General features: G+C 63.5%; 15 protein-coding genes. 4 read left to right on the top strand and 11 right to left on the bottom strand.

What is annotated here, in order from left to right; genetic code table 11:
* Nucleotides 1-120: 120 nt before the first annotated feature.
* Complete coding sequence (locus RVAN_RS16235; protein WP_013420792.1) at nt 121-1,611, top strand: extensin family protein; 1,491 nt, start codon at nt 121-123, stop codon at nt 1,609-1,611.
* Nucleotides 1,612-1,819: 208 nt separating this feature from the next.
* On the opposite strand, the gene RVAN_RS16230 is transcribed toward RVAN_RS16235, so the two are convergent.
* The 5 genes from RVAN_RS16230 to RVAN_RS16210 form a co-directional block, all read right to left on the bottom strand.
* Nucleotides 1,820-2,269 (bottom strand): hypothetical protein, encoded by a 450-nt coding sequence (locus RVAN_RS16230; RefSeq protein ID WP_013420791.1) that lies wholly within the window; start codon nt 2,267-2,269, stop codon nt 1,820-1,822.
* A 141-nt stretch (nt 2,270-2,410) separates the two neighbouring features.
* Nucleotides 2,411-3,466: an N-acetyl-gamma-glutamyl-phosphate reductase gene (gene argC, locus RVAN_RS16225; protein WP_013420790.1), complete on the bottom strand. Its 1,056-nt coding sequence runs from the start codon at nt 3,464-3,466 to the stop codon at nt 2,411-2,413.
* A 146-nt stretch (nt 3,467-3,612) separates the two neighbouring features.
* The gene (gene rpsI / locus RVAN_RS16220; protein ID WP_013420789.1) at nt 3,613-4,110 is read right to left on the bottom strand and encodes a 30S ribosomal protein S9; all 498 of its coding nucleotides are present in this window, start codon (nt 4,108-4,110) and stop codon (nt 3,613-3,615) included.
* The gene (rplM, locus tag RVAN_RS16215) at nt 4,110-4,577 is read right to left on the bottom strand and encodes a 50S ribosomal protein L13 (RefSeq protein ID WP_013420788.1); all 468 of its coding nucleotides are present in this window, start codon (nt 4,575-4,577) and stop codon (nt 4,110-4,112) included. Before rplM ends, rpsI begins: the two co-directional genes overlap by 1 nt.
* A gap of 190 nt (nt 4,578-4,767) precedes the next feature.
* Nucleotides 4,768-5,193 (bottom strand): PaaI family thioesterase, encoded by a 426-nt coding sequence (locus RVAN_RS16210; protein WP_425337407.1) that lies wholly within the window; start codon nt 5,191-5,193, stop codon nt 4,768-4,770.
* Nucleotides 5,194-5,336: 143 nt separating this feature from the next.
* Here RVAN_RS16210 and RVAN_RS16205 point away from each other — a divergent pair, with 143 nt between their 5' ends.
* On the top strand, nt 5,337-5,894 hold the full coding sequence (locus RVAN_RS16205; protein WP_155942493.1) for a hypothetical protein: 558 nt from the start codon (nt 5,337-5,339) through the stop codon (nt 5,892-5,894).
* A gap of 162 nt (nt 5,895-6,056) precedes the next feature.
* Here the strand turns inward: RVAN_RS16205 and RVAN_RS16200 are convergent, their stop codons facing one another.
* The 4 genes from RVAN_RS16200 to RVAN_RS16185 form a co-directional block, all read right to left on the bottom strand.
* The gene (locus tag RVAN_RS16200; RefSeq protein WP_013420785.1) at nt 6,057-7,475 is read right to left on the bottom strand and encodes a pyridoxal phosphate-dependent decarboxylase family protein; all 1,419 of its coding nucleotides are present in this window, start codon (nt 7,473-7,475) and stop codon (nt 6,057-6,059) included.
* A 245-nt stretch (nt 7,476-7,720) separates the two neighbouring features.
* Nucleotides 7,721-8,947: an LL-diaminopimelate aminotransferase gene (locus tag RVAN_RS16195; RefSeq protein ID WP_013420784.1), complete on the bottom strand. Its 1,227-nt coding sequence runs from the start codon at nt 8,945-8,947 to the stop codon at nt 7,721-7,723.
* Between the two features lie 372 nt (nt 8,948-9,319).
* Nucleotides 9,320-9,736, bottom strand: coding sequence for a hypothetical protein (locus RVAN_RS16190; RefSeq protein WP_041787773.1), 417 nt, complete (start codon nt 9,734-9,736; stop codon nt 9,320-9,322).
* Nucleotides 9,737-9,871: 135 nt separating this feature from the next.
* Nucleotides 9,872-12,061, bottom strand: coding sequence for a ComEC/Rec2 family competence protein (locus RVAN_RS16185; protein WP_013420782.1), 2,190 nt, complete (start codon nt 12,059-12,061; stop codon nt 9,872-9,874).
* A 278-nt stretch (nt 12,062-12,339) separates the two neighbouring features.
* Here RVAN_RS16185 and gltX point away from each other — a divergent pair, with 278 nt between their 5' ends.
* Entirely contained in the window at nt 12,340-13,917 is a 1,578-nt protein-coding gene (gene gltX, locus RVAN_RS16180; protein WP_013420781.1) for a glutamate--tRNA ligase, read from the top strand.
* Nucleotides 13,918-14,024: 107 nt separating this feature from the next.
* Nucleotides 14,025-14,990: an IS481 family transposase gene (locus RVAN_RS16175; protein WP_013420400.1), complete on the top strand. Its 966-nt coding sequence runs from the start codon at nt 14,025-14,027 to the stop codon at nt 14,988-14,990.
* Between the two features lie 70 nt (nt 14,991-15,060).
* Here the strand turns inward: RVAN_RS16175 and vapC are convergent, their stop codons facing one another.
* Both vapC and RVAN_RS16165 read right to left on the bottom strand, forming a co-directional pair.
* Nucleotides 15,061-15,477 carry a type II toxin-antitoxin system VapC family toxin gene (gene vapC / locus RVAN_RS16170; protein ID WP_013420780.1) on the bottom strand — a complete coding sequence of 139 codons (417 nt, stop codon included), beginning with the start codon at nt 15,475-15,477 and terminating at the stop codon, nt 15,061-15,063.
* Nucleotides 15,467-15,679, bottom strand: coding sequence for a type II toxin-antitoxin system VapB family antitoxin (locus tag RVAN_RS16165; RefSeq protein WP_013420779.1), 213 nt, complete (start codon nt 15,677-15,679; stop codon nt 15,467-15,469). The genes vapC and RVAN_RS16165 overlap by 11 nt, the downstream gene beginning before the upstream one ends.
* Nucleotides 15,680-15,744 lie beyond the last annotated feature (65 nt).

Here is a 15,744-nt window from a genome sequence, read left to right as displayed (position 1 = left end):
GGGCACGAAAAGGTTGCGGAGCGTAGGAAACGCATCTGAATAGGTGGCGGGCAGTTCGCGATTGACGCGCAAATCTGAAAGTCGCTTAAGTCATTCCTCAACCGCTTCGGATGATCCGGCATGTTTTTTTCGGCGCGGTGCTACAGACCGACTGTTCTCGCGGGCGCTTCGGCGTTCGCTGCGCTTTGCTTGCTGCTGCAGCCCGCGTCGGCCGCGCCAGCGGGGGTGTTTCAGATCGTGAAGGCCCCGCCGTCGCTGGCGGTGGAAGCGCGCCGAAGACATCGCGGCTATCGGCACAGGCGCGGGCGCAGCCCGGCGAAGGACGGTGCGGAGGAAACGCAAGCCCGGAAATCGCAGCCGCAGGGCGGGCGAAGCGACGTTTCGACCGCGCCACCCGCCGCAGGAAGCAAAGCCGCCCCGCGTGAGGCGCGCGATCCGCTGCCGCTCCCTGCCTTTCCGACTGCCCCGCCTGAGGCGACTTCGAGCGCGGAGCCGGAGCCTCAGAAGCCCCCGCAGCCGCCGGCGCTGCCCGAGGCCACGGCGGCGGTTGCGCCGAAAACGGCCGCGCCGGAAGCGCAAGGGCTCGCCACGCCCGCTCAACCGCCGTCGCTTGCCGTGTCCACGCCCGAAGCGCCATCGAAACCCGCCGAAGTCTTCGGCCCGCCACCCCCGCCGATCGTCTGGACGCAGGCCGAAATCGAAGCCGCGCGACGCGATTGCGACTGGCGCCTGCCCGCGCTGGGCGTTGTCCATGAGCGCCTCGACCCGTTACGCGAGGGCGCGTGCGGCACGCCTGCACCCATCCGCCTGAAGGCGCTCGAAGAGAAGATCGGACCCGCGGTCACCTTCGCGCCCGCTCCGACGATCACGTGCAAGCTGGGTGAAGCGATGCGGCGCTGGTTCGCAGAGGTCGTGCAGCCGAAGGCGAAGGAGCATCTGAACGCAACCGTCGTTCGCGTCGGTGCGATGTCCGGCTACGACTGCCGCTCGCGCAACGGAGGCTTTTCCCAGCGGATCAGCCAGCATGCTTATGCGAATGCGCTCGACATCGGCTCATTCGTCACTGCGCGCGGCGAAAAGATCGTGCTCGAAGATCATTGGGACGCGGGCGACGAGCGCGCCGCCTTCCTGCGTGCCATCCACGCGGGCGCATGCCGCATATTCGGCACCACGCTTGGGCCGGAGGCGAACGATGCGCACAGTAACCACCTCCATCTCGACATGACGGAGCGGCGAAGCCCCCTGTGCGATTTCACGGGTGCGGAGGCACGCGCGAGAGAAGCGCAACGGAGGGCGGAAGCGCTGGCTGCGAAACAGGCGGCGACGCCCGTCCCAGTCAGTGGCGCGTTGCCGTCGAAGGAAACGCCGGTTGTCTACGGGCCGCCGCTCCCACCGGTTCCCGTCAGCGGCAAGGCACCGCCAAGCGAGAAGCCGGTGACGGTAGCGCCCGCTCCCGTTCCAGCGGCTGCACCCGCCGTGCGCGAGGCAGCGATACCGAAAGCCATAGCGGAGAAGTCAGTCGAAAAGCCGCGCGCGCAAAAGGCGGCCGAAACACGCCGCCGCAAGCCAATCCGCCGCCGTGCGAGGTTGCCCTTCGGCATCCGCTTTTAAGGCGGCGAGTAAGTGGAGGCTTTGCCATAGCTTGGGGGGGGCGGGCAGGCGCGATCCCCGCGAGAGCCCGCTGAAACTAGTTAAATTCGGATGGTCGGCCATCCGATAGCAAAAAGCACTCTCTTTATAGTTTGAGACGAATGCGCCGGTCAGGCTGCTAACCCGACCAGATCCCCATTTCTGGCGAAGCAATTTTGCGAGCGGCGTCTCAGCCTCGCGGCCCTTGCCCCGGCTTCTTCTCGCGGGCGAGCATTTCAAGCGCCTGCTTGGCGGTAAGCTCGGCGTTTTCCTTCTCGCGCTGAACCCGGTCGAGCGACTCGTGAGCCTGGCGGGCCTCCTGCTGCGCGACATCAAGCGCGGTCTGAAGCTCAGCCTGCTTCGTTTGCGCAGCTTTCACTGCGTGCTCTGCGGCATCGCGCGCCGTCTGTTCCTCAGCCAGCTTTGCGGATACGGCCTTCGAGTCCTTTTCGACAACCTGCCGCGCGCGTTCTTCCGACGCGAGCTTGTCACGCAAGGCTTGCAATTCCTTCTCGGCCTTGTCCCGCGTTTCGATCACAAGCTTCGCCTGCTGGTCGACCGACGCAGCAACCTGCTGGTATTGATAGGCGACGCCCGCCAGCGCGACGGCCAAGACGGCGATGAGAACGTTTCGGACCATGGTTGTCCTCTGATGCCGAACGAAAGTCTATGATTCGTGAGATAGCGGCTCTTATCACACCGGCCGGCACGAGTTTATGTCATTTCGGTATAGATCGGATTTTTTGCCCTGCTGTGTTTCCAATGCAAGGCCCCCGAAGGGTCAGGGGAACAGCGGTTGCTGGGCGATGCCCGCCGTTTCCTCGAAGCCGAACATGAGGTTGAAATTCTGCACCGCCTGTCCGGCAGACCCCTTTACGAGGTTGTCGATGGCGGAGACGACGATCGCGCGGCCGGGAATGCGGTCGGCATAGACCCCGATCATGCAGAAATTCGATCCGCGTACGAACTGCGTGGAGGGCAGTGTGCCCTTGGGCGCGAGCTTGACGAAAGGCTCGCCCGTGTAGCGCTCGGCCAACGCGGCGGCGAGATCGGCGGCGGTGTGGCCGCCAGCGAGCCTCACATAGCACGTGACGAGTTCGCCCCGGCTCATCGGCACGAGATGCGGCGTGAAATTGACGAACACGTTCGCGCCCGCAGCCTTCGAGATTTCCTGCTCGATTTCGGGTGCGTGACGGTGGCCCGCGATGGCGTAGGGCGAAAGCCCTTCGCCCGCCTCCGAGAACAGGATGTTCTGCTTCAGCGAGCGCCCCGCGCCGGACACGCCCGACTTCGCGTCGACGATGATGTCGGACGCGTCGACCAGCTTCGCGGCGACGAGCGGAAGCAGGGCGAGCAGTGTTGCGGTCGGATAGCAGCCGGGGCATGCGACGAGCCGCGCGGCCCGGATCGCCTCGCGATTATGCTCCGTCAGCCCGTAGGCCGCGCCTTCGAGGAGATGCGTCGCCGCGTGCTCGCGGCCGTACCATTTCGCGTAGGTGGACGTGTCCTTCAGCCGGAAGTCGGCGGACATGTCGATAACCTTCACGCTTTCAGGCAGCGTGGCGATGATGTCCTGCGCGGTGCCGTGCGGAAGCCCGCAGAACACGGCATCTAGGCTCGACCAGTCGACCTCCTCCGCCTTGACGAGCGGCGGCGCGTCGACGAAACCGAGATGCGGGAAAACGTCCGCCAGCGGCTTGCCCGCGTGCGTGTTCGCCGCGAGCGCCGAGATTTCCATGCCCGGATGGCAGGCGGCAAGGCGGATGAGATCCGCCCCCGTATAGCCGCTCGCTCCGATCACGCCGATTTTAATTTTTTCGCCCGTGGTATTTGGCATATCAAGCCTCTTTGCGGACCCCGCTCACCTCCATTGCCCGATGAGGGGACGCTGGCATCGCAATAAAAAACCCGCCTTTCGGTGTAACACCGGAAGGCGGGTTGATCGACAGGAAATCGATGAGAGCGCCCGAAGCGCCCTCGCCATTAGCGCTTCGAGAACTGGAAGCTGCGGCGGGCTTTGGCCTTGCCGTACTTCTTGCGTTCCACCACGCGGCTGTCGCGGGTGAGGAAGCCTTCCTTCTTGAGGATCGTGCGAAGCTCCGGCTCGTAATAGGTGAGCGCCTTCGACAGGCCATGGCGAACCGCGCCCGCCTGACCGGAGAGGCCGCCGCCGGCGACAGTCGCGTAGATGTCGTACTGGCTGAGGCGGTTGGCGGTCACGAGCGGCTGCTTCAGGATCATCTGGAGCACGGGGCGCGCGAAATACGCCTCATGATCCTTGTCGTTGACCACGATCTTGCCGACGCCGGGCTTCACCCAGACGCGGGCGACGGCGTTCTTGCGCTTGCCGGTCGCGTAAGCGCGGCCGTGAGCGTCGAGCTTCTGGACGTGAACCGGACGCGAGCGATCCTCGGCGACGGGAGCGGCGGTTGCGGCGCCCTTGTCGAGACCGGAAAAGGTCTTTGCGCTTGTCTCAGACATCAGCGGGCCCTCGCCACGTTCTTGGAGTTCAGAGCCCGGACATCGAGCGTCTCAGGATTTTGCGCAGCGTGCGGATGCTCCGCACCCGGATAGATGCGAAGGTTCGTCATCTGCTGACGACCGAGCGGACCGCGCGGAACCATGCGCTCAACGGCCTTTTCAAGCACGCGACCGGGGAACTTGCTGCCGAGCACCTCGAACGGACGCCGTTCCTTGATGCCGCCGGGATGGTTGGTGTGGCGATAGTAGATCTTGTCGTGCAACTTGTTGCCGGTGAAGACGACTTTCGCGGCGTTGATGACGATGATGTTGTCGCCGTCATCCATGTGCGGGGTAAAGGTGGGCTTGTGCTTGCCGCGCAGTCGGTTCGCGATGATCGTCGCGAGGCGGCCGACCACGAGGCCCTCGGCATCGATCAGAATCCACTTCTTCTCGATGTCGGATGGTTTAGCGGAAAAGGTTGCCATGAGAGAATGTCCGGACGGGCCGGGCTCCAATAAAAAAGGGGGCCGCATGGCCCGATTGGGGACAATAAGTAGTTGACGCAGCGGGCCATGTCAACGGCACACGAGCGGCGCATGGCGAATAATAACTACGCAAAAACAACGCGTTACGAGAATGGTATCATAATACCGCACGACGCGGTATCTTGATACCTCAATGCGGCGGCACCGAATAGGTGGCCGTTGCGTGCGCCGCAAGCTCGCTCTCGCCCTCCGAGACGAGCCCGATCTCGCCGACCGCGAGTCGCTTGCCGAGCTTCAGCATGCGCGCCTCGCCGATCATGTCGCGCGGCTCGGGCTTGCGGAGAAAGTTGATCGTGAGGCTCGTCGTGACCGCGAGCGCGACCGGGCCGATGGTGGCGAGCACGGCCGCATACATCGCCACATCGGCGAGCGTGAACATCGCGGGGCCCGAAATCGTGCCGCCGGGCCGCAGCAGGTGATCGCCGTAGACCATGTGCATGCGCGCGAAGCCGTGGCGGGTTTCCTCGATCTTGTAGGAGCGCCCGATAGCGAACTGCGGGAAAACCTGCACGAGAAAGGCGCTCACCTCGGCGGCCGTCATCTTCGGCGGGGTCAGCTTCGCGTTATCGTGGGCGTCCAAGATGGCATCTCCGTTATTTCACCAAGATTTCGGGGGATCACGGGCAAGAGCGGCAAGCCGGGGGCGGAAATATGGATCTGGGCGTGAACGACTTTCGGAAAATCGACCTGCGAAAACTGATGGCTGTCATTTTAATGACGCTTGCGGCAACTGTCAGTCCGACCATCGGATCAGCGGCCGCGAAGGATGGAGGCCTCACGCGCGAGAGCGTGACGCGTTTCCTCGATTCCTTCACCGAGATGCGCGCCATCGCGATCACCGAGGGACTTCAGGCGAGCGCGGATCAGGATGCCTCGAAAAATCCCATCGGCGCCGTCGTCAAGGCGGTGAAAAAATCCAGGCTCAAGACCGAAGCGAAGGCCATCGCCGGTAAGCACGGCTTCACCGATGTGGCCGACTGGGCCGACACGGGCCGCGCCATCGCTCAGGCTTACTTGCATCTGACCGTGGGGCCATCGCGTGGCGTGGCGCGCGATACGCTCGACAAGCACAAGGACAACGCCATGAAGGAGCTTGAGAAGCTTGGGCTCCTGAACGAGAAGCAGAAGGCGAAGCTCAAGGAAAACCTCGATAAGGCTGGCGAGGAACTCGCGAAGGAGCCGCCAGCGCAAAACGTCGCCATCGTTCGCGAGATGAAGCCGCAGATCGAGGCGACGGTGAAACTCGGCGTGAACTGATCCACCACCCGGCTGCGGGGGTTGACGACGCCGGGGCGCGAGCCGCGCCACCTTGAACGCACGGCCTATGCGGAATCGCGCCGCACGGCGTGCCGCAACCTTGAACGCTCGCAGATTGCCCGAGCGACAACGCCTTGCCAAGGACGCGACCTCACCGGCTAATTAAGGAGCGGCCGCCTCGTTCAGCAGCACCCACAGCGCTTGCACCTCCGCGCGCTCGGTCGCGGTTGCGCCGATGCTCACTCGCAGGATCTGCTTCCCCTTGAGGAGGGCGGGCGTGATGTAGGCCTCGCCGCCTTCATTCACCCTTCGCGCCAATTCCAGATTGTGCGCCTTCAGCGCGGCCTCGTCGCCCTTGAGCGCGGCGGGGACATGGCGGACGCAGATGGTCTGAAACGGCACCGGCGCGAGGCGTTCCCAATCGGCAGCGGCGTCGACCCGGTCCTTGAACCATTGCGCATTGCCAAGGTCGCGCCGCACGAGCGCCTGCACGCCCTCGACACCCACATCCATGAGATGGAACCAGAGCTTGAGCGCGCGGAAGCGTCGGCCGAGCTGGATATGCCAGTCGCGGTAATTCTTCACCGCGCCGTCCTGCTTCGTCTGGAGATAGCTCGGATTGGTGCTCATGACGCGGATCAGATGCTCCGGGTCGCGCACGTAATAGGCGCTGAAGTCGAAGCCGACGCCCATCCACTTGTGCGGATTGAAGACCAGCGAGTCGGCGCGTTCGATACCCGTCCAGTGGTCGCGGCATTCGGGCAGCACCATCGCGGTGCCCGCCATTGCGGCGTCGACGTGGAGCCACGGGCCGAAGCGCGCAGCGATGTCGGCGATTTTCGCCAGCGGATCGACGGCGGTGGTGCCCGTGGTGCCGATGCAGGCGATGACGGCGCAGGGGCGCAAGCCGCGGCGCACATCCTCGGCGATGGCCGCTTCCAGCAGATCGAGCCGGATCGCGTGGTCGTCGTCGGTCTCGATGAGGCGCAGATGATCGCGGCCGAAACCGGCGAGCAGCGCCGCCTTCTCGATGCTGCTGTGGCTCTGGTCGGAGGCATACACTACAAGCGGCGCGTCGCCGGACTGAAGTCCCCGGCCGTTCTGGCTGAAGTTCGAGGCGCGCTCGCGGGCGCTGAGAAGGGCGGTGAGGGTCGCGGTACTGGCCGTGTCGTGGATGACGCCCGTAAATGCCTCGCCAAGACCCACCATCTGCCGAAGCCAGTCCATGACGACTTCCTCCACCTCGGTCGCGGCGGGGCTCGTCTGCCAGCTCATGCCTTGTGCGCCGAGTCCGGCGATTACCAAATCCGCGAGGATCGACGCGTAGCTCGTATTGCTGGGGAAGTAGGCGAAGAAGCTCGGGTGGTTCCAATGCGTGATGCCTGGGAGCACGTCGCGGTCGAGCGCGGCCACGGCTTCGTCAAGCCGCCCGCCCTTCTGCGGCGGGTGCGCGGGAAACTTCGCGCGGATGTCGCCCGGCTGCGCCTCGCTCATGACGGGGCGGCTGGCGAGGCCCTCCCGGTAATCCGCGACCCAATCGATCAACTGGTGCCCGAAGCGGCGGAAGTCCTGCGCGTCCATGGATCATCCCTCTCGAAGTGGCCGAAGCAGTGGCGACTTTTCTCGTTCTTTTGAAAGGGGAGCAAATTCAAACTCATTCGTCACCCGCGCGAGATGTCGCCGGTCGCGGTGGAGCCGGCATCCTTGACGATGACAAGAGGGCCGCGCGGGCCGGAATTTCCGGCCGCATCCGTCACGCCGGAGCCGCTCCGCGCAGGGCGGATCGGCGCTCCGACGCGGAGGGTTTTTTATGACTTGGCGGGCTGCTAGCGCGCGCCAGCCTCGGCGAACGGGATGACGTTGTGCAGCGTCTGCTCGCCCGACGATAGAAACTTCTTGACCGCGCGGGCCGCCTGCCGAATGCGGTGCTCGTTCTCGACAAGCGCGATACGGACGAAGCCTTCGCCATATTCACCGAAGCCGAGGCCAGGCGAGACGGCGACGCCAGCCTTTTCAAGCAGCAGCTTCGAGAATTCGAGGGAGCCGACCTTCTCCCAGCCGGGAGGCAGCGGCGCCCAGGCGAACATCGTGCCGCCCGGAGCCGGGATCGGCCAACCCGCGCGCTCGAATGTCTCCACGAGGCAATCGCGGCGGCGCTTGTAAATCTGGCGCATCTCCTCGACGCAATCTTGCGGGCCGTTCAGTGCGGCGGTCGCGGCGACCTGGATCGGCGTGAACGCGCCGTAGTCGAGATACGACTTCACGCGCGCGAGCGCAGCGCAAAGCCGCTCGTTGCCGACGCAGAAGCCCATACGCCAGCCGGGCATGGAATAGGTCTTCGACAGCGAGGTGAACTCCACCGCGACATCGAACGCGCCCGGCACCTGAAGGATGGACGGCGGCGGGTTGTCGTCGAAGTAGATCTCGGCATAGGCGACATCGGACAGAACGATGAGATCGTGCTTCTTCGCGTAGTCGATGACTTCCTTGTAGAAGTCGAGGCTCGCCATCAGCGCCGTCGGGTTGGACGGATAGGATATGATGAGCGCGAGCGGCTTCGGCACGCTGTGCTTCACGGCCTTGTCGACCGCGCTAAGGAACGTGTCGTCCACGCTCGCCGGCACGTGGCGGATGGTGCCGCCCGAGATGATGAAGCCGAATTCGTGGATCGGATAGGTCGGGCTTGGCACGAGGACCAGATCGCCCGGCGCGGTGATGGCCTGCGCCATATTGGCGAAGCCTTCCTTCGAGCCGAGCGTGGCGACAACCTGCGTGTCGGGGTTCAGCTTCACGCCGAAGCGGCGGTCATAATACCCTGCCTGCGCGCGCCGCAGTCCCGGAATGCCTCGCGACGCAGAATAGCGGTTCGTGCGCGGCTTGCCGACCGTCTCGATCAGCTTTTCGGTGATGTGGTCGGGCGTCGGCAGGTCCGGATTGCCCATCCCCAGATCGATGATGTCTTCCCCACGCGCTCGTGCTGCTGCCTTGAGCTTGTTCACTTGCTCGAACACGTAAGGCGGCAGTCGTTTGATGCGGTGGAATTCTTCGGTCATGGTTGGATGTTCCTGAATAGCAAAGCGCGGGGTGCTTGCCCGGCGCCTGACTACCTATAAAGCCGGAGCGCCGCCCCTGTCCATGGAGCTTTGCGCCAATAAGGGTGCGAGAGTGATTGCGGTGCGTGTACGGGCCGAAACTGGGCGCGGGTGTCGGACGCTGACCCGAGGCGCGAGGAGCGCCAGCGGCGACGACGACACGAGATGCTGGCGAAGCAATAAGGAACGGGGAAGAACTCGCGTCCTTCCCCGTTCCAGTCCCCCATCAGGACATCATTCAGAGCGTTTAGGCCGCGCGGATGCCGGTCCCTGAAAATCGGGCAGAGACCGTTTGTCCGATCAGAATTACGCGCATCCGATCGGAAACCGGCTCTAGTCGCTCTTCGACTTTGTATCGGCTACCTCGGTACGCCCGGAAGCCGCGTGGTTCTGCTGTTTTTGCAGATCTTCCACCGTTTTCTGACGCTCTTCTCTGGAGAGCACCGTACCGATGTCCGATATGCCCGCGACGCTCGGATAAGACAAATCCTCCGCGCACGCTGCGAGACTGAGACAAAAACCTAACGCTAAAAGACTTGCGCCCACCCTACCGGCGCGAACAGGACGATTACAATCCGACGCGGCACGCAACGCGAACTCTCGTTCGGTTCGATGCATGTCGACCCCCGTTTCGCGAACTTGCGAATCTTGATGCCCACATCGAATCATATAGCGCGCATACAGGTAACAATCTTCATCAAATTGTAACAAAAGTTGATTGGCGGTAAATTTGCCGTTCGCACCAGTCATTTGCGAACACAATCATACAAGCCGCGCCTTTGCAAAGGCTTGGCCGATGAAATGGACGTGAGAGTATCGCAGTTTTCGACAGGTATTTTTCCATATCGGTCGAGATCGGTTGCGAAACGCACGCGGGAATGGCGGTCAGTCTTCGGCGGTTTCGTCGCCTTCAACCTCCGCGCGGATCTTTTCGCGCTTTCGCCGAGTGGGCGACCACGGCCTGTCCCCGCGCCCCTCCGATGCCGTCGTTACCGCCAGCGCGCCGTCGCCAAGCGAAATCGCGGTCGCGCCCCGTTCCCACAACGCGCCGCGGTCGAGCACGAGCTTCGGCGCCGGACAGGGGCGCGCCAGGTCCATCGGCATGACGAGGATGGCGGCGCGGCGGCAGTCTTCCTCGATGGCGTCGGGCCGCGCGATCAGGCTGACGAGCCGCCCCTTCACCATCGAAACGCAACTCGTACGGTCGCATTGCCAACCCGCGCCGGTGGCCGCTTCCTTGGGCTTCCGCGTATCGCCATCGGCCCTGAGCCATTGCTGGAGCGCGTATGACGCGCGGCGCGTCTTCGGCGCTTGCAGGCGGCCCTCGCGGTCGCGCAAGGCGACGAGCTTCGCGTCCCGGTCGACGAGGATGTCGGGCCGCGCATGGATGGACGTCATCGCCACACCGACGCCGATCAAGCCGAGGCCCAGCACGCGCCACGACCGCCGCCAGATCACCAGCCAGAGGCCGCCCGATACAATCAAGAGCAGCGCCGCGAAGGGGAACGCCGCCACGGGAACGGTCGAGCCGGGCAACCCGCCGACCCAATGCGCAACCGCCATCATGGCATCGACGCCGACACCCATCACGGCAAGCGGCGCGTCCTCCAGCCCAAACGGCATGGCGATGAGCGCAACGATCATCGCGGGCATGGCGATGAAATCGACGGGTGGGCCGCCGACGAGATTGCCGAGCGCGGCATAAGTCGTCAGCGTATGGAAGTGGTAGGCGGAGAACGGCTCGACCGCGAGGCCCGCCGTTGCCGTCGTCACCAGAACGCCGCCGAGGAGGTAGACAGGCTGCCACGCGAGCCGCTCGCGGATGCTGCGCGCCTCGAAATGCAGATACCGCCCGAACCGCTCATAACCCGCGATCAGCGCGGCGGTGGCGGCGAACGACATCTGGAAGCTGATGTCGATGAGGCTGTCCGGCAGCACGACGAGGATGACGAGGCCCGCCAGCGCGACGTTACGAAGCGAGAGAGCAGGGCGGTTCAACAGGATCGCGAGGAACACCACCGCAATCATGAGATAGGCGCGCACCGCCCCGACTGCCGCGCCCGACAACGCGAGGTAGACCGTCACCACGAAAAGCGCGGCCATCGCCGCAAGTCCGCGCGTGGAGTAGCGCAGCGCGATCGACGGAAACAGCGCGAGCACCCATCGCACGAACCAGAACATGCCGCCCGCGACGAGCGACATATGCATCCCGGATATCGATATGATGTGCGCGAGGCCCGACGCGCGCAGGTCGTCCATCGACTTCTCGTCGAGGCCCGCCGTCTGGCCGACCGTCAGCGCTGCGGCAATCTCGCCCGTCTGGCCCGGCAGAGCGGCCTTGATGCGCTCGCCAATGCGCCCGCGCAAATCAGCAAGCCATGTGCGAGGCACCATGTCCCACGGCAGCGCGCGGCCCTCGATCCTCTCCGGCTTCGTCAGCGAATAGCCTGAGCCGCCGACCGCCTGATAATAGCTCGCGCGCGCGAAATCGTAGCCGCCCGGCATGACGGGCTCGGGCGGCGGCCCGAGGATGGCGCGGAACCGGATCGCTTCGCCGGGCCGAAGGTCGACATCGCCGCGAAGGCTCACGCGCACGCGAAACGGCCGCGCCCGCATCTCGGCGTCATCATATTTGAGGCTCGACAGGCGAATGATCGCGCGGGCGCGCTTCTCCGTCTGCCGGTCGAACTGCTCGACAACGCCTTCGATGCTGTAGGCGCCGTGCCGTTCGAGCACCGGAGCCGCCACGACAGCCGTGCGTACTTTCGCTGCGAAGAAGCCCGCGCTCGCGCAAAGGATGATCGTCGTCAGCAGGAAGGCGAAAAGCTGCGTCCGCGCGAGAATGCGAAGGCTCAACGCAAGCAGCAGCAACCCGCCCGACAGCGACAGGTCCGGCTCGGCGGGAAGCGCGAAATAGGCGCCGACGCCCGCGCCGAAGAACACCGGAATCCAGAGGAACCAACGCCCCTGCTCGGCGTCGAGTTCGGTTGCCAGCGCACGCTCCGCCGTCGCCATCGCGCGCGAAAACCGCCCGCCGCGCGGCTCGCGCAGTTCCGCCGGTACGACAATGCTCACGCCCCGCCACCCATTTTCGCCGATCCGGCACATCTTACAGCGCCGCGCGGCGAAAATGTCCACAGGAATGGTCGTGGCAAAGCTAGTTGACAGCCCCCAGCCGCCACGCCTTGGCAGTCGCCCGCCCTACCAATCGGTCGCACATCGTGCTACATCGCTCGCTAAAACTTTTACAGCCTTAGAGCGCTTATGGACTTTAGATGCGACAAAGCCGCTGACCCATCCGTGGGTCGCATCTAAAGTCCGGCGCTCTAATCCGCGAAATGGAAGGTCTTCCCATGGCGTCCGCATCGGGCGTGGTGACACGCTTTGCCCCATCCCCCACCGGCTTCCTGCATATCGGCGGCGCGCGAACCGCGCTGTTCAACTGGCTTTACGCGAAGCACACGGGCGGGCGATTCCTGCTGCGCATCGAGGATACGGACCGCGCGCGCTCGACGGATGCGGCCATCGCGGCGATCCTCGACGGGTTGCAGTGGCTCGGCCTCGACTGGGAGGGCGAGCCGGTGTTCCAGTTCGCACGCGCTGAGCGGCACAAGGAAGTCGCGTATCGGCTTCTCGAAAGCGGCAACGCCTATCGCTGCTATTCGACGCCCGAGGAGCTTGAAGCCTATCGCGCGGAGGCCGACGCGGCCCGCAAGGCCCTCTCCGACGCGAAAAAGGCCAGCGCTTCCGCCGAGGAAATCGCCCGACTCGAGGCTGCGCTTGCGGCGAAGCCCAGGGTTTTCAGTTCGCCTTATCGCGACGGCAAGACGCCGCCTGCCGCTGATGCGCCGTTCGTCATCCGGCTTAAAGCGCCTCGTGAGGGTGAGACGGTGGTCGAGGATGAGGTGCAAGGCCGCGTGCGGTGGGCCAACAAAGACCTCGACGACATGGTGCTGCTGCGCTCGGACGGCACGCCGACCTACATGCTGGCCGTGGTGGTGGACGACCACGATATGGGCATCACCCACGTCATTCGCGGCGACGACCACCTCACCAACGCCGCGCGCCAGAAGCAAATCTACAACGCCATGGGTTGGGACGTTCCGACCTTCGCGCATATCCCGCTGATCCACGGGCCGGACGGCGCGAAGCTGTCGAAGCGGCACGGCGCGCTCGGTGTCGATGCGTACCGCGCGATGGGCTATCTGCCCGACGCGATGCGCAACTACCTCGCGCGGCTCGGCTGGGGACATGGCGACGAGGAGATCTTCACCACCGCGCAGGCCGCCGACTGGTTCGACCTCGACGCCATCGGGCGCTCGCCCTCGCGCTTCGACTTCGCCAAGCTCGAAAACCTGAATGGCGTCTATATCCGCAACACGCCCGATGCGGAGCTGGTGCGCTACATTCGGCAGGTTTTGCCAACTCTGGAAGATGCTGATTATTTTCAAGCAAGAGCCAACGAAGGTACTTGGCGCCAACTCGAAGCCGCTATGCCCGGTCTTAAGGAGAGGGCGAAAACCATTAAGGAACTTGTTCAATCGGCCGAATATCTTGTCGCAACGCTTCCGCCAATTGAGGCTCGCGGTGATCTAAATGCGTCGAATTCGACAATTTCCGGTGTGACCATTGTGGCTGATCGCGTGCCTATCCAACCGGACGAAAAGGCCGCGAAAGTTCTCTCGCCCGAAGCGCGGAAACATCTCGCCGCGCTGAAGGAGCGCTTCGCCGCGCTCGAAACATGGGACGCCGCTTCAATAGAGGCCGCCACGCGCACCTATGCCGAGGAAACCGGCGCAAAACTCGGCAACATCGCGCAGCCACTCCGTGCCGCCGCCACAGGCCGCACAGTGTCGCCGCCGGTGTTCGACGTGCTCGCCGTACTCGGCCGGGACGAGGCTCTGGCGCGCATCGCCGATCAGGCCGCTTAGCGAATCAAGTTTGCATTTGAGAACGGACCAGGTTTTCAGTCCCTGTCTAAATGTTTAATCCCAGATTTTGATGGTGCATTATTCTCCCTCGGCTGGAAGGATGCGCTATGGGACAAATTCTTCATGGGAGCGCCACAACGACTGAGGCGGTCCGTCGAGCGATACAGCATAGTCAAGAGAGCTTGAGGGCCCTGGCCAAGCGCTACGGCATCAACACGAAGACGGTCTCGAAATGGAAGAAGCGCTCATCCGTCGCCGATGTGCCGACTGGACCGAAAGAGCCGAAATCCACGGTTCTGTCGGTCGAGGAAGAGGCGATAATCGTCGCCTTCCGCAAGCATACGCTCTTGCCGCTCGACGATTGCCTCTATGCGCTACAGGCGACGATACCGCATCTGACTCGCTCGTCGCTGCATCGCTGTCTTCAACGCCACGGTATTTCTCGGCTGCCGGACGTCGAAGGCGACAAGCCCGCCAAGAAGAAGTTCAAGTCCTATCCGATCGGCTATTTTCATGTCGACATAGCCGAAGTGCAGACGGCCGAAGGCAAGCTCTATCTCTACGTCGCCATTGACCGCACGAGCAAATTCGCCTTCGTGCAACTCGTCAAAAAGACCGGCAGGACGTCCGCTTCAGCCTTCCTCGTCGCCCTGATAGAGGCAGTTCCCTACAAGATTCACACGGTGCTCACCGACAACGGCATCCAGTTCACGTTTCCGCCGCGTTATGCCGATGGACCAACGGCCAGATACATGACGCACATGTTTGACATGCGATGCAGCGAGAACGGCATTGAGCACCGCCTCACCAAGGTCAAGCATCCCTGGACAAACGGCCAGGTCGAGCGAATGAACCGGACGATCAAGGAGGCGACGGTCAAACGCTATCACTACGACCGTCACGAGCAGCTCGAAACCCATCTATCGGACTTCATCAACGCCTATAACTTTGCTCGCCGACTAAAGACCCTCAAAGGCCTCACGCCTTATGAGTTCATCTGTAAATGCTGGACGAATGAGCCGGAAAGATTCAAAATCGATCCAATCCATCAAATGCCGGGACTAAACATCTAAAACTAGGCTCAGAACCCCTCGATAGGGAGAGGTTGTGGGCGATCTGAAAAGCAAGAAGGTGGGCGGTGCGTCAAATCACGCGCACCGCTCCAAGCGTTTCGAACGGCAGATGTTTCAACGCGCTGACTTTCGCGATGGTGGCGAAATCGGCGTCGTTGTGCAGAAGCGTCATGCCGTTTTCGATGGCGATCGCGGCGATGCAGCATGTGGGCGCGCCCGGTACGGGCAGCCCCTCGCGCCTGAGATCGAAGGCGAGGCGCGCAGCCGCAGACCAGCTTTCCGCGCCGGCCTCCACATAGTCCTGATCGGCGAGATAGTCGGCGAGCTTTAGCCACTCCACCTCGTCGCGCGCGCCAGCGAGAAGCTCCGTCTGCGTGAAGCGCGTCAGGTAATAGTCCCGGCCTTCGAGCACAGTCTGGAGCGCGCGCGCCACCCTGCCCGTACGGTCACGGAAAAGAGCGACGAGCGTGCTGGTGTCAATCAGCATCGTAGCGCGTGTGCCGGAAGCTGGTGTGGTCGAAATGGGCGTCGAAATCGATCTTTCCGGCCAGTTCGAAAAGATTTTTCTTCTTCTTCGCCTTCAGGAATTCCCGCATCGCGAGATGCACGGCTTCCTTCTTCGTTTTCACGTTCGCGATCCGCATCACCTCGTCGATGAGCGTGTCGTCAAGATCGATATTGGTCCGCATGAGCCCCCGCCGCGCGAATCACTTTGCCTTTGTGTAGTGTACACCTGCACATACACAAAAGAAGT

The organism is Rhodomicrobium vannielii ATCC 17100 (assembly GCF_000166055.1).
Lineage (GTDB): Bacteria > Pseudomonadota > Alphaproteobacteria > Rhizobiales > Rhodomicrobiaceae > Rhodomicrobium > Rhodomicrobium vannielii.
The sequence above is the reverse complement of the archived record's forward strand: the minus strand, read 5'-3'. Positions and strand labels throughout refer to the sequence as shown.